The organism is Saccharothrix sabaoui (assembly GCF_051756985.1).
In the GTDB taxonomy this organism is placed as follows: domain Bacteria; phylum Actinomycetota; class Actinomycetes; order Mycobacteriales; family Pseudonocardiaceae; genus Actinosynnema.
In genome coordinates this window covers 27,317-41,040 of the sequence record NZ_JBPKJK010000078.1, presented here as the reverse complement: position 1 = coordinate 41,040, position 13,724 = coordinate 27,317, and the positions used below count along the sequence as shown (strand labels likewise).

The 13,724-nt window shown below is 74.6% G+C and carries 11 protein-coding genes; 8 read left to right on the top strand and 3 right to left on the bottom strand.

What is annotated here, in order from left to right:
- Positions 1 to 390, bottom strand: a 390-nt coding sequence (locus tag ACR807_RS23670; RefSeq protein WP_438923581.1) for a hypothetical protein, incomplete at its 3' end; no start/stop codon positions are given.
- Positions 391 to 569: 179 nt separating this feature from the next.
- Here ACR807_RS23670 and ACR807_RS23665 point away from each other — a divergent pair.
- A complete protein-coding gene (locus ACR807_RS23665; RefSeq protein ID WP_438923580.1) occupies positions 570 to 3,449 on the top strand; it encodes an nSTAND1 domain-containing NTPase in 2,880 nt (959 codons plus the stop codon).
- A 316-nt stretch (positions 3,450 to 3,765) separates the two neighbouring features.
- Here ACR807_RS23665 and ACR807_RS23660 read toward each other — a convergent pair whose 3' ends face one another.
- Positions 3,766 to 4,539: an STAS domain-containing protein gene (locus ACR807_RS23660; protein ID WP_438923579.1), complete on the bottom strand. Its 774-nt coding sequence runs from the start codon at positions 4,537 to 4,539 to the stop codon at positions 3,766 to 3,768.
- Positions 4,540 to 4,761: 222 nt separating this feature from the next.
- Complete coding sequence (locus tag ACR807_RS23655; protein WP_438923578.1) at positions 4,762 to 5,967, bottom strand: PP2C family protein-serine/threonine phosphatase; 1,206 nt, start codon at positions 5,965 to 5,967, stop codon at positions 4,762 to 4,764.
- Between ACR807_RS23655 and ACR807_RS23650 the strand changes: the two genes are divergently transcribed.
- The 7 genes from ACR807_RS23650 to ACR807_RS23620 all read left to right on the top strand — a co-directional run bounded on the left by ACR807_RS23650 (position 5,900) and on the right by ACR807_RS23620 (position 13,558).
- Positions 5,900 to 7,279, top strand: a complete 1,380-nt coding sequence (locus tag ACR807_RS23650; protein ID WP_498371972.1) for an NsdA family TPR-like regulatory protein — start codon at positions 5,900 to 5,902, stop codon at positions 7,277 to 7,279. The two genes, ACR807_RS23655 and ACR807_RS23650, sit on opposite strands and share 68 nt — an antisense overlap.
- 126 nt (positions 7,280 to 7,405) lie before the next feature.
- Positions 7,406 to 8,434 (top strand): NAD(P)-dependent alcohol dehydrogenase, encoded by a 1,029-nt coding sequence (locus tag ACR807_RS23645; RefSeq protein WP_438923576.1) that lies wholly within the window; start codon positions 7,406 to 7,408, stop codon positions 8,432 to 8,434.
- Positions 8,435 to 8,548: 114 nt separating this feature from the next.
- Positions 8,549 to 8,779, top strand: a complete 231-nt coding sequence (locus ACR807_RS23640; protein WP_438923575.1) for an RGCVC family protein — start codon at positions 8,549 to 8,551, stop codon at positions 8,777 to 8,779.
- Between the two features lie 283 nt (positions 8,780 to 9,062).
- Complete coding sequence (locus ACR807_RS23635; RefSeq protein WP_438923574.1) at positions 9,063 to 9,293, top strand: hypothetical protein; 231 nt, start codon at positions 9,063 to 9,065, stop codon at positions 9,291 to 9,293.
- Between the two features lie 283 nt (positions 9,294 to 9,576).
- Positions 9,577 to 10,305, top strand: a complete 729-nt coding sequence (locus ACR807_RS23630; protein WP_438923573.1) for a GAF and ANTAR domain-containing protein — start codon at positions 9,577 to 9,579, stop codon at positions 10,303 to 10,305.
- Between the two features lie 53 nt (positions 10,306 to 10,358).
- Positions 10,359 to 11,087, top strand: a complete 729-nt coding sequence (locus ACR807_RS23625; RefSeq protein WP_438923572.1) for a GAF and ANTAR domain-containing protein — start codon at positions 10,359 to 10,361, stop codon at positions 11,085 to 11,087.
- A 248-nt stretch (positions 11,088 to 11,335) separates the two neighbouring features.
- Positions 11,336 to 13,558: a SpoIIE family protein phosphatase gene (locus tag ACR807_RS23620; protein ID WP_438923571.1), complete on the top strand. Its 2,223-nt coding sequence runs from the start codon at positions 11,336 to 11,338 to the stop codon at positions 13,556 to 13,558.
- The last annotated feature ends 166 nt before the right edge of the window (positions 13,559 to 13,724 follow it).

The window sequence follows — 13,724 nt, the reverse complement described above, 5'->3', positions numbered from 1 at the left end:
GCAGGCGAATTTCGTGTTGTCGACCAGGTACTCCCGTTCCGGGTCGCTGTCGGTGTTCACCTCCATGACGGGCTTGCTGCACCCCGGGCCGATCCACGTCGGCCAGGTGTGGACGGCCTCCTGCCCCACCTCGACCCTGACGAACGCCGGTCCCAGGTGCATCTGGCCGGTGGGGCTCACCCACCCGAGGTTGATCCGGTCGGTGACGTTGCCCACCGCGGTGCGCCGGAACCGCACCTGGATGACGCCGGTGGTGTTCACGTTGTCGACGTAGATGCTCAGCACGCCGCCGGGCAGCGGGGTGGGCACCTCCGCCGCCGCGGACGCGGGCGTGGCGGCGGCCAGCGCGCCGGCTGCCGCCAGTGCGAGGGCCGTGATGGTGGTGGTCATCCTCGTTGTCACTCGATCCTCCGAATCGGGTTCCGATCGTGGTGCGGACGTCCCGCCCCCGATCTGCGGGACGTCCGCACCACCTGTGTAGGGCGTGCGCGTTGTCAGGCGCCGGGCGACTGGACACCTGACAAAAAGCTCCGCACAATGGCCGCGGTCGACGTCATGGGGGATGTGCCGTGCCGCGTGTCGAACAACCGTTGTCGCCTGATGGTTCCGCGCTGACTCAATTCGCTGTCGACCTGCGCCTTCTTCGCGTGCGCGCCGGGTCGCCCTCTTATCGGAAACTCGGTCGTGTCGCGCACTACTCGGCCACGACGCTTTCCGAGGCGGCGGGTGGGCGGAAGTTGCCGAGCCTGGAGGTGACGCTCGCTTTCGTGCGGGCGTGTGGTGGGGAGGAAGAGGAGTGGGAACGTCGGTGGCACTCCGTCGCGGCGGAGTTGAACGCGCGTCCGGCGTTGCCCGTCGAATCACCTGATGTCGCGGATGTCGCTCCTTATCCCGGGCTGAGGGCGTTCACCCCGGACGAGGCGGATCTTTTCGCCGGTCGTGAACGGCTCGTGTCGCAGACCTTGGAGCGACTGCGCGGGCAGCGGGTGGTCGTGGTCTTCGGGGCGTCCGGTTCGGGGAAGTCCTCGTTGTTGCGCGCCGGGGTGCTGCCGGCGCTCGACGGGCGTCCGGTGCTGGTGCTCACCCCGGGCCCGCACCCGGTCGAGCAGGCGTCGGCGGCGCTCGCCCCGCTGTTGGGGGTGCCCGCGGGGCAGGTCGCGCGGGAGTGGGCGCAGGACCGGCGCGGACTGCACCGCCTGCTCCTGCAGGCCGCCGCGCGAGACGGTGATGCCGAGGTCGTGGTCGTCGTCGACCAGTTCGAGGAGGTGTTCACCCTCTGCGCGGACCCGGCGGAGCGCGACGTGTTCGTCGGGGGGTTGATCACCGCGGCGTCGGCCGCGAACAGCGTGTGCCGGGTCGTGCTGGGCCTGCGGTCGGACTTCTTCGCCCACTGCGCCGCCCACCCGTCGTTGTTGGAGGCGCTGCCCGGCGGTCAGGTCGTGGTCGGGCCGATGAGCACCGACGAGCTGCGCCGGGCGATCGTGCACCCGGCCAAGCGGCGGGACTGCGCGGTGGAGGGGGCGCTGCTGGCCGAGCTGGTGGCCCAGGCGCACGGGCGTCCCGCCGTGCTGCCGCTGCTGTCGCACGTGCTGCGGCAGACCTGGGCGCGTCGCAGCGGGCACCTGTTGACGCTGGCGGGGTTCCGGTCGGTGGGCGGCTTGGACGGTGCGGTGGCCCGCACCGCGGAGGACGTGCACGGCAGTCTGTCCCCTGCCCGGCAGGCCGCCGCCCGCGCCTTGTTCGGCAGGCTGGTCGCGCTCGGCGAGGGCACCGAGGACACCCGGCGGCGGCTCGACGTGGCCGAGGTCGAGCACGACCCGGACCTGGTGGCGGTGCTGACCGCGTTCACCTCCGCGCGGTTGCTCGTCCGCGACGGCGGCACCGCGGAGATGGCGCACGAGGCGCTGATCCGGTCCTGGCCGAGGCTGCGGGCCTGGCTCGACGACGACCGCGAGGACATCCGCCTGCGCGGCAGGCTTGCCGAGGCCGCGCGCACGTGGTCGGGGTTGGGGCGGGACCCCGGCGCGCTGCTGCGTGGTGTCCAGCTCGACGCGGCGGTCGCCTGGCGCGAGCGGGGTGGTCTGCCCAGCGCGCTGGAACAGGAGTTCCTCGACGCCGGCGTCACCGCGGACCGCGCCGCGCGTGCCGGGCAACTGCGCCGTGCGCGCCAACTGCAGCGGCTCACCGCGGTGCTCACCGCGGTGACGCTCGTGCTGGCCGGTACGACGACGTGGGCGCTGCGGGCGCAGCAGACCGCCCGGGAGCGGGAGACGTACGCCAAGGCGCTCACCGACGCGGCCATGGCGTCGGCGCTGGCCCCCGATGACCCGGCGGGAGCCGCGCGCCTGGGCGTGCGCGCCTACCTGGGTGCCCAGACCCTGGAGACGAGGGCCGGCCTGTTCACCGCCTACACCGCGTTGACCGCGTTCCACCTCGGCCGGGGCGCGCTGACGGCGCTCGAAGAGCAGGGCGGGGTCTTCCAGACCGGCAAGATCCTCAGTTCGTCGTTGGTCCTGCACGTGGACGCGGACGACCGGCGCAGGCTCTGGGACACCTCGACCACGCCGTTCACCGGCCTGGGCCACCTCGACGCGGAGGTCCGCACCGGGAGCCTCAGCGGCGATGGACGCCTCCTGGTCACCGCGGACGAAGACGGTCGCACCAGGCTCTGGGACCTCACCGACCTGAAAGCGCCGCACGAGGTCGGGGTGCTGCCGCGCCCGTTGTCGCCCATCGGCCTGGACCACAGCGGTCGTTTCCTGCTCACCCGGGGCCTGGAGCTGGGTACGCCGCTGAGTGCCGCCGTGCTGCCGGAGTGGCGGGAGACGGACCGGATCACGCTGTGGGACCTCACCGACCCGGCCCGGCCGGTGTCGACCGACCTGCCCGCCGCCCGGTACGCGGTGTTCAGCCCGACCGACCCGGTGGTGCTCGTAGAGGAGGTGCGACCCGTTGGTTCGACCACTCGACTGCTGGACCTCGGCGGTGACGGATCGCTGAGGGAACGCGTCGCGTTCCCGCACTTCCACACCGGCGTGCCGCCGGTGTTCAGCCAGGACGGCGGGTTCCTGGCTCTGCACGACGACGCCGGCGACCACGCTTCCGTCTACCGGGTCGCCGACGGGCGCGAGGTGGCCAGGGTTCCCGGCTTGAGCCAGGTGACCAACAGGATCGCGTTGAGCGGTGACGGGAGCGTGCTGGCCGTCCAGCACGACCGCGAGGTGACCTTCTGGGACCTGACCGGGCTCCACGCCGCGGCGACCTCGACCCTGGACCTCTTCTCCGCGGACCGGGTGCGTGATCTGTCGTTCACCACCGACAGCCGCAGGGCGGTCGTGCTGACCGACGGCCGGTACCGCTACTTCCACGTCTTCGACACCGACGCCGAACGCGTCGTCGGGGAACTGTGCGCGCGGCCGGAGTTGGCGAAGGTGACCGGCTGCGCGTGATCCGGGTGCGCATCCGGCAGGTGTGGTCGACCGATGAACGCGGGGTGTGGCGCGGGTGCGTGCCGTTGTTCCGCGACGACTACCGCGCGCTGGGGTTCTACGGGCTGTGGCAGCAGACGCAGCGACACGTGGTCGGGGTCGATCTCGGTGTGGCGCAGCGGTTGTGCGGCAGACGGCGGGGGCGATCCTCACCGACGAGTTGACCCGGCCGCGGCAGAGGACGGTGGTCGTCGGGCACCCTGGGCCTCCTTCGCGGTCTTCGGCACGGGCTGACCGGGGGCGCGTCCCCCTCTTGTCGCGCGGCTCGCGCCGGCGTTCAGATCCGGTGGCGGTCGAGGCCGATGGTGGCCCAGATGACGGCGCCGTCGGGGGTGCGGACCGTGCCGTGGGCGGTGCTCAGCCGTTGTGCCCTGGTCAGGTCTGGTGCGGTGACGGGGTGGGTCGACGTGGCGCCGACGCAGCGCACGGTGATGGAGAGGTGCGCGGGTCGGCGTTCCAGCAGCAGGACCAGCGTGGTGCCGGAGGCCGCGGTGGACCGTGCCAGGCCGGTCAGTTCGCCGGCCAGCAGCACGGCGCGCGGCGTGATGTCGTGCAGGCCCCGCCACCGGTGGCAGGTGCGCCGGGTGAAGTCGCGGGCGAGGTGTTCGGTGTCGGCGTCGAGGGGGAGTTGCGCCTGGTCCCGTTGCCGCGGTGGCGGGTTCTCCACGGCGTCCAGGGCCGCGGTCAACCGGTCGAAGCAGGGCAGGAACCGGGGGACGCCGTTGCGGGCGAGCGTGCTGCGGTGTCCGGCGGTGGTGGCGACCAGCAGCAGCGGGGTGTCGGACCAGGGCCGGCTGCGCGTCCAGACCGAGACGAACACGCTGGTCAGGCTGTCGCTGCCGATGTCGAGCTCGGGGCCGAGACCGACGACCACCGCGCGTGGCTGGTCGACCAGGTGCTTGAGCAGCCCGTCGCGCAGCCGTGCGTAGGTCGACAGGTCGAGTCGGCCGGTGGGGGAGAGCAACACCGCGTCACCGTGCGACCGGGCCGACAACGACAGGCCCGCGCGGGGAACGGGCGGGCCGTTCTGGGCGGGAGGGGGCGGGTCCACCTCGTCATCGCTACCGCATCCGACCGCCGTGCGCACGGCGCGTCGGCGGACTCCGGCGAACCCCACCCGATTGTCGGAACCCGGCAGTGCCGGATCGGAACCCACCGGCACCGGGCCGGGAGGGGGCGGCACTGGGCCGGGAGCGGGAACGGGCGGCGCTAAGCCGGGAGCGGGCGGTGGCGGATCGGGACGTGCCCGTGCCGGACGTGCCCGTGCGGGCTGTCAGCGAGTTCCGTCCTCGCCGTCCCGGGCGGGCGAGGCGGTGTCGGTGTCGGCCCCGTTGTCCGCTTGGCGTTCGGTGCGGCCGGTCCCGTGCCAGTCCAGGCAGAGCACGGTGGCGTCGTCCTGGAGGTGGTCGCCGCAGGCTCGCCGCACCGCCCTGGTCACCGCGCGCACGACCTCCCGGGAGTGCAGTTCCCCGGTGTCGCGGATCAGCGCGGGCAGGTCCGCGTCGACGGCGTCGCGCTCGAACATGCCGTCGGTGATCAGCACCAGCCGGTCGCCGGGGCGCAGCTCCAGCCGCTGCACCCGGTACCGGTACGGGATGACGCCGAAGAGCAGGTCGACCTCCAGCTCGACCGGCTCCACCACGCCGTCGCGCAGCAGCAGCGGGGCGGGGTGGCCGGCGTTGACCAGGTCCACCTCGCCCCCGCGCAGGTCCACGCGCAGCAGCATCCCGGTCGCCAAGGACCCGTGGCCGTGGTCCAGCAGCGCCTGGTTGGCCCGTTCGGCCTGCTCGGCCAGGTCGCAGCCCGCCCGGCGGGCCCCGCGCAGCGCGCCGACCAGCAGCGTCGCGGTCAGCGCCGAGGCGACGTCGTGGCCGACCGCGTCGGTGATCGACAGGTGCAGGGTGTCGCGGTCCAGGGAGTAGTCGTAGGTGTCGCCGCCGATGTCGTCGGCGGGCACCAGGGCGGCGGCGACGGTGAACTGGCCCGCTTCGCAGCACGAGGCCGAGGGCAGCAGCTGGTGCTGGATCTCGGCGGCCAGGCTCATGGTCGTGGTGCGCCGGCCGGAGTGGTAGTAGTCGGTGAAGCGGCGGTCGGTGACGATGACGTAGGCCAGTGCGTGCGCGGCCTCGGCCAGCTGTTCCAGCATCTTCTCGTCCAGGGAGGGCACGGTCACCTCCAGCACGCCGACGCAGTCGCCGCGGTTGGTCACCGGCAGCACCACCCGGGCCCCGTCGCTGTCGTGCTCCTGCCACGGCCGCTGGGTGCGCAGGACCTCCTCGTAGGCGCTGCCGCGCAGGTCGACCCGTTCCGCGCTCCGCCCGTCGGGGGCCTGTGCGGTCGAGGTCAGCCGCACGAGTTGTTCGTCGACGAGGTCGACCAGCAGGAACGACACGTCGAAGGCGCCGTACCGCTTGGCGAGGTCGCGTGCGACGACCTCGACCGACTCCACCGGGGGTGCGCTCTCGGCTGCTGCTAGCACGTCATCCGCTCCGACCACGTCACCGTCCACGGCGACCTCCGACCACTCGGGGGTCCACCCAACCACACGTCCCGCGCCGACCGGGCACGACGGGGCCGCCGGTGGGTCGCGGATCGCGCGTTCCCGGCCCGGCGGCGTACTTCCGGCCCGGCCGCGTCGACCGGCACGGGGAGCACGCCGACCCCCGGTCCGGAGACGGTCGCGCCGTCGCGGCACCCGGGTCCCGGCGCTTCCCCGATCGGGGAAGCGTGACAGGATCGTCGCGGTTGCCCCGGCCCCCGGCAGACCGCGTTTCTTCGGCGTCCGGAGGTGGCAGGTGCCCGACCGCGCACACGAGGCCGTCGGTGGTCCCCACCGCGCGCCGCCGGCGGGACCGGACGTCTCGTCCGTCGCGGGCCTGGAGGCGTTCACCGGTGAGGTGCGGGCCCTGGACCGCCGGTACGGCGGCGCTCTCGCCCGGGACGCGGCGGTGGGTCGTCTGCCTTCCGCGTTGGGGCTGTTGGACTTCTCCGCCCCCGGGCTCGACGGGGTGCGGTTGCGCACGGCGGTGGCGGACCTGCACAGCGCGGCCGGGTGGGCGGCGTTCGACACCGGGATGGTGGGCGCGGCCCTGGGGTACTTCAACACCGCGGTGACGTTGGCGGCGTCGGTGGGGGACGGGGCGTTGACGGCCGAGGTGTACTGCCGGGTGGGCCGGTTGTGGTTGCACCACCGCGAGCCGTCCCGGGCGTTGGCGGAGTTCCGGCTCGGCGGGTTGGCGGCGGAGGCGGGTGGCTCGTCGCAGGCGGGCGGTTCGTCGCGGGTGGCGGCCCTGCTCGGGGTGAACACGGCGTGGGCGTGGGCGCGGTTGGGGCAGGAGGCGAAGGCGGTGGCCCTGCTCGCGGAGGTCGAGGGCGACCTCGCCGGGGCGCCGGGTGCGACGGGGCCGCTGTCCGCCGCCTCCGCGGACCTCTCGGTGGTGGCGGGGATGGTGCGCACCGAGCTGGCGGTGGTGGTCGACCCCCGGTACGCGCGCCTCGCGGTGCCGCTGCTGGCCGCGGCGGTGGCGGGTTACGGGGGCGACAGGGCGCGTGGCCGGGCGTTCGGCCTGATCTCGTTGGCCGTGTGCCACCTGCTCGACGACCGGGTGGACGACGCGGTGGAGGCGGGCGGGCGCGCGGTCGACCTGTGCGAGCGGTTGGTGTCCGCCCGCACCGCCGAGCGGTTGCGGCCGCTGCGCAACGAGGCCGAGCGGCGGCGTTCCCACCGCGGTGCCCGCGCACTGGCCGACCGCATCCGCGCGTTCCGGCAGCCGACCTCGGGACCCTGGTGACCGCGCCCCGACCGTCCCGGCGTGATTCCCGTGGAAAGCGCGCATTCGCGCGGTATTTGTCCGCGATCAAGGAAACGGTGTGAATTCGTGAGCAGAGGCGTACGCTCGCGATTTTAAGGGGAAATCATGGGAGTCGAGCAGAACGGCGGACCGGCGCAACCGCCACCGGGGGCGCGGAGGATGCGCGCGATCGTGCAGGACGAGTACGGCGAGGCGCTGGACGTCCTGCGGTCGGAGGAGGTCGACCGGCCCCGGATCGCCGCCGGCGAGGTGCTGGTGCGGGTGCGCGCGGCCGGGGTCGACCGGGGCGCCTGGCACATCATGGCGGGCCTGCCCTACCCGATCCGGCTGTTCGGCTACGGGTTCCGCAGGCCGAGGACGCGGGTGCGGGGCCGGGAGGTCGCCGGGCTGGTCGAGGCCGTCGGCGCGGACGTGACCGCCGTGCGGCCGGGCCAGGAGGTCTACGGCATCGGCGAGGGCTGCTTCGCCGAGTACGCCGTCGCGCGGCAGGACAGGATCGCCCCGAAACCGGCCAACCTCGACTTCGCGCAGGCCGCCGCCGCGCCCATCTCCGGGCTCACGGCCCTGCAGGGCGTGCGCGACGCGGGGCGGGTGCGGGCCGGGCAGGACGTGCTGGTCATCGGCGCCTCGGGGGGTGTGGGCACGTTCGCCGTGCAGATCGCCAAGGCGCTCGGCGCGCACGTCACGGGCGTGTGCGGCACGGCGAAGACCGACCTGGTCCGCTCCCTGGGCGCGGACCACGTCATCGACCACACCCGTGAGGACATCACCGCCGGCGGGAAGCGCTACGACGTCGTCCTCGACATCGGCGGGCACCGCTCGCTGACCCACCTCCGGCGCGTCCTCACCCCGCGTGGGAGACTGGTCATCGTCGGCTCCGAGACCGGTGGGCGGTGGCTCGGCGGTTTCGACCGCACCCTGCGCGCACCCGTGCTGTCCCTGTTCACCGGCCAGACGCTGCGCGGTCTGGTCAACTCGGAGAACGCCCGCGACCTGCTCGCGCTCACCGGGCTCGTCGAGTCCGGCGCGGTCACCCCCGCGGTCGACCGGACCTACCCGCTCAGCGACACCCCCGCGGCCGTCCAGCACGTGGTCGACGGCCATTCCCGGGGTAAGACCGTCGTCGTGGTGTGAGACCGCGGGCCCGCCAGCCGGCCGGCCCGCCCAACCCGTCCGGCCCGCCAGGGGAACGCGTGGACCTGCCGGGTCCCGGACAACAGTGGTACCGACCACGAGAAGGACGGATCGATGTCGACGACCGAACTGCTGACGGACGACCTCTCCACGCCGGGCACCCCGGTGCCCTGCTCCGCGTGCCACCACCCGGTGGACGCGCACGACCCGCTCGCGCGGCGGTTCTGCTCCGCGACCGAGGCGGGTGGACTGTCCCGGGGCTGCCTGTGCTCGGGCGAGTCGAGCGGCGCGACCTACGGCAAGACGGTCGTGGGCAACATCAGCGACCGCGCGGGCGGCGCCTGACACCGCGGACCGACGGGACCGGCGCGGACCGCCCGCCGGACCGAACGGACGTCCGCCGGGCCGCCGCGCGACGTCGTCCCGATCCCGCCCCGACGGGCCTCCGGTGAAGTCGCCACCGCGTCGGCGGGAATTCACGGAAATCCGCCGTGCGCGTTTTCCGGTGGATTTCCGGTGTAATGTGGCATTACCGAGGGCGCGTTGAACGCCGATGTCCGAGTCGGCGTCGCCTTGGGCGCACCACGAAGTCCGACCGGCCGGTCCGGTCGGAGGCGGGAGCGCCGAGATGATCCCGAACCAGTCCGGTTCCACCACCGGTCCCACCGCGGCACGCGATCACGCGTGCCGGTGGGCGGTGAAACCGCTCACCGGTGCGCGGGGCCGCGTCGACGGCGGCTGGTGGCCGCGGTCGACCGCGATGCACGCCGCCGCCGACCCCGACTCGACCGCCACCGTCGAGGACCTCCTGGCACGGACCCCCGACCGGGGCGCCGCCACCGCCACCTCGCCCGCGTGACGGCCGCCGACCGGTCGCGGTCACCGGGCACGCCCCCGCCCGACCCGCCGACCGCCGTGCCCCGCGGCCCGCTGTGGCGCAGGCGCGTCCGGCTCGACACGAGTCGCCGCCGGCGGCCGGGTCCCGTCCACCGCTGACCCGTCCACCGCTGACCCCCGGACCGCTCGCGGCGGATCGGGGACGTCACCGGACCGGCGCGGCGTCCCCGGTGCGCGGGGTGGGCCGATCGCGGTGCGGGGGTGTCCGGGTCGCACCGCGCGACGAGGTGACGGGAGGTCCCCGGATGGCCCGGTACACCACCAGTCGCCTGGCGCTGGTGAGCCGCTGGATCGCGGAGAGGGCCGCCGAACTGGACGTGCCCGTGTCGGTCGGCGTTCTCTGCCGGTCGGCGGTGGAGCGGCTGGGTGTCAGCGGCGCCGTGCTGACCGTGGACACCTCCGGCTGGCCGGAGGTCCTGTGCGCCACGGACGCCCTGGGGGAGAGGCTGGCCGAGTTGCAGGTGACGGTGGGGGAGGGACCGGCCGTGGACGTCTGGCGCGGGGGCGGTCCGGCGCTCGTCTCCGACCTCGACGCCCCGTCCGGCCGGACCCGGTGGCCGGTGTTCGCGCCGCTGGCCGTCGACGCGGGGGCGGCGTCGCTGTTCGCCCTGCCGTTGTGCGTGGGCGCGATCCGGGTCGGTGTGCTGCTGCTGTACCGCGTCGAGGGGGGTCACCTCGACGCCGCGACGCTGACCGACTCCCTGGCGTTCGGGGAACTGGCCCTGCGGCTGCTGCTGGACGAGCACGCCGGCCTGGGCGCGGCCGGCGGTGCCGCCGGGGACGTCCTGCCGCTGCACAACCCGCAGGTGCACCAGGCCACCGGCATGGTGGCGGCGCAGCTGGGCGTGGGCATGGCGGACGCGTTCGCCTCCCTGCGGGCCAGGGCGTTCGTCGAGCAGGTGCCGTTGAGCGACCTGGCCGCCGACGTGGTGGCGCGCCGGCGCCGGTTCCACCGCGACGGCGGACGACCGTGACAACGGGTGGGGCGCGGCCCCGCACCCCGAACACACCGATGGAGGTGGCTGCGATGGACGGCGATCGTCTCGTCGAAACGTTCGTCGAGTTGGCCGACACCCTGGTCGACGACTTCGACGTCATCGACTTCCTGCACATGCTCGTGGACCGGTGCGTGGAACTGCTCGACGTGCACGCGGCGGGGCTGCTGCTGGCCGACCAGCGGGGCAGGCTCCAGCTGATCGCGACGTCCAACGAGCAGGTCCGGCTGCTGGAGCTCTTCCAGCTGCAGAACGACGAGGGACCGTGCCTCGACGCGTTCGCGACGGGGACCAGGGTGGGCCACCCCGACCTGCTCAACGCGGGGGAGCGGTGGCCGAGGTTCACCGCGGCGGCGACCGACGCCGGGTTCGTCGCGGTGGACGCGGTGCCCATGCGCCTGCGCAACGAGGTGATCGGCGCGCTGAACCTGTTCCGCGACCGGGTGGGCGAGCTGGACGCCACCGCCCTGCGGACCGCCACGGCGCTGGTCGACGTCGCCACCGTCGGCCTGCTGCAACAGCGTTCGATCCACCACCACCAGGTGCTCACCGAGCAGCTCCAGGCGGCCTTGAACAGCCGGGTGGTCGTGGAGCAGGCCAAGGGGCTGGTCGCCGAACGCCTCGGGGTCGACATGGACGCCGCCTTCGCCGCGCTGCGCGGCCACGCCCGCGGGCACAACCTCAAGCTCGGCCACGTCGCCCAGGAGGTCATCGCGGGCACCATCGACCTCGCGGCCGCGCGGCCGCGTTCGTCGCGCTGAGCGGGGGGCGCGCCGAACGCGGCGCTCGCGGGGCCGCCCCAGGGCTGTCGGGGCCGCCCCGGGGCTGTCGGGGGTGTCGCCGGGACCGGCCAGGACGTTGTCCGCCACCGGGTCGGACCAGGTCATCCCGGTTTTCGTCGACGTGGCCGGCGCCTCGCGCGCTGACGCCGTCCCCCGGGTGGGGGATGATGGTCGGTGCACGGCCGCCCGGACCGACGACGTGGGCGCGAGGACGGGCGGAGACGGCGATGGTCCACGAGAACGATCCGGTTGCCGGTTCGGGCCCGGCGCGGGACCGACCACGCGACACCTCCGACGTGCGGGCGCTGTTCGGGCAGTCCGCCGCCGTGTTCGCGCTGCTGTCGGGACCCGCGCACATGGTGGAGGCGGCCAACGCCGCGTTCTTCGAGGCCATCGGCGGCGGCGACCGGGCGCGCACCGGCGTCCCCATCGGGCGGTTGGTGCCGGAGCTGGCCGAACAGGGCTTCCTGGCGCTGCTCGACGGCGTCTACCGCACCGGGCGCCCCTACTCGGCGCGCGACGCGCGGATCGTGCTCGGGCAGGCGGGCCGCGAGCGCGAGGCGTTCTTCGACTTCGTCTACGAGCCGCGGCTGGACCAGGGCGGCCTCGTCACCGGCGTGACGGTGCTGGGCGTGGAGATCACCCAGGTCAAGCACGCGCAGCGGCTGACCGCCGAGCACCGGGCGCTGCTGGAGCAGATCGCGCGCGACGCCCCGCTGTCCGAGGTGCTCGACGGCATGGCGCGGGTGATCGAGGCGCTGACCCCGGACACGCTGGTGTCGGTGCTGCTGGCGGACGAGGACGGCCGGCGCCTGCGGCACGGGGCCGCGCCGAGCCTGCCCGACTTCTACAACGAGGCCATCGACGGCATCGCCACCGGCGAGGGCGTGGGCTCCTGCGGCACCGCGGCCCACCGGCGCAGCCCGGTCGTCGTCGCCGACATCGCGAGCGACCCGTTCTGGGACGACTTCCGCGAGCTGGCCGCGCGCGCCTCGCTGGCGGCGTGCTGGTCCACCCCGATCCTGGCCCGCGACGGCCGCCTGCTGGGCACCTTCGCGATGTACCACCGCACACCGCGCCGCCCGCAGGACTCCGACCTGGCGCTGGCCCGCATCTTCGCCGACACCGCCGCGCTGGCCGTCGAGCGCCACCGCATCGAGCAGGCCAAGGCCGCCGCCGAGGCCAAGGAGAAGGCCGCCCGCGACGACCTGGCCTTCCTGCTGGAGGCCGGCACCGCGCTGTCGCGCGACCTGGACCACACCCAGACCCTGCGCTGCCTGGCGGAGCTGTGCGTGCCGAAGCTCGCGCCGCTGTGCGCGGTCGACGTGGTCGAGTCCGGGCGCGTCCGGCGGCTGGCCACCGCCGCGGTCGACCCGGCGCAGGCCGACCTGCTGGCCACCCACGTGCCCGTGCACGACGACGGGGACGACGCGGTGGTCCGGGTGCTGGCGCTCGCGACCACCGAGGTCGCCCGCCGCGCGCCCACCGGCCCGGGACCGTGGGCCGAACTGGGCGTCACCGGCTACCTGTGCATCCCGCTGACCGACCGCGGTCGCCCGTTCGGCACGCTGACCCTGTTCACCACCGGCACGGCCGCGCTCGACGGCCACGCCGTCCACCTGGCCGGGGAGCTGGCCTCCCGCGCCTCGCTGGCCGCGCGCAACGCCCGCCAGTACACCCAGCGCGCCCGCCTCGCCCACGACCTCCAGGCCGGGCTGCTGCTGCCCGAGCTGCCCGCCGTGCCGGGCGCCGACGTGGCCACCCACTACCACCCGGCGGGCGAGGGCCTGGAGGTCGGCGGCGACTTCTACGACGTGTTCCCGCTGCCGGACGGGCGGTGGGCGTTCCTCATCGGCGACGTGTGCGGGCGCGGCGCGCGGGCCGCCACCACCACCGCCCTGGTGCGCAACACCGCCCGCGCCATCGCCCGCGTGCTGCCCGACCCCCTCCAGGTCGTGCGGGCGGTCAACACCGCCCTGGTCGAACGCCCCCGCGCGCACGGCACCGGTTTCGTCACCCTCGTCCACGGCCACCTGGCCAACCGCGGCGGCCACCTGGCCGTGGAACTCATCCGCGCCGGGCACGTCGCGCCCCGCGTCCTGCGCGCCGACGGCACCGTGACCGCCTCGATCACCCGCGGCATGCTGCTGGGCGTCGACCCCGACCCCGTCTTCCACGTGCACCGGGTCGACCTGCACCCCGGCGACAGCCTGGTCCTGGTCACCGACGGCATCACCGAGGCCCGCGCCCCCGACGGCTCCCAGTTCGACGACGAGGGGCTCGACACCGCCCTCGCCCGCTGCGCCCGCCCCACCGCCGGCGACACCCTCGGCCGCCTGATCGACGCGGTCGCCCGCTTCACCGCCGGCAACGTCGGCGAGGACGACCAGGCCGCCCTGGTGCTGACCGCGCAGCCCGCCGTCCCGGCCGACACCGCTACCGGGGCCTGACGCCGCCGGTCCCGCGGCCCGGCCGACCGGCGGGGACGGGACCGAACCGGGCCGGCGCTGTCTGCTCAACGATCCGGCCCGGTTCGACCGGGCCGCCCGTGGACGACCCTCCCGCGCGGGCGGCACGCCCCCGCGGTGAGCAAAGGCCTACCCGGCCGGCGGCGAT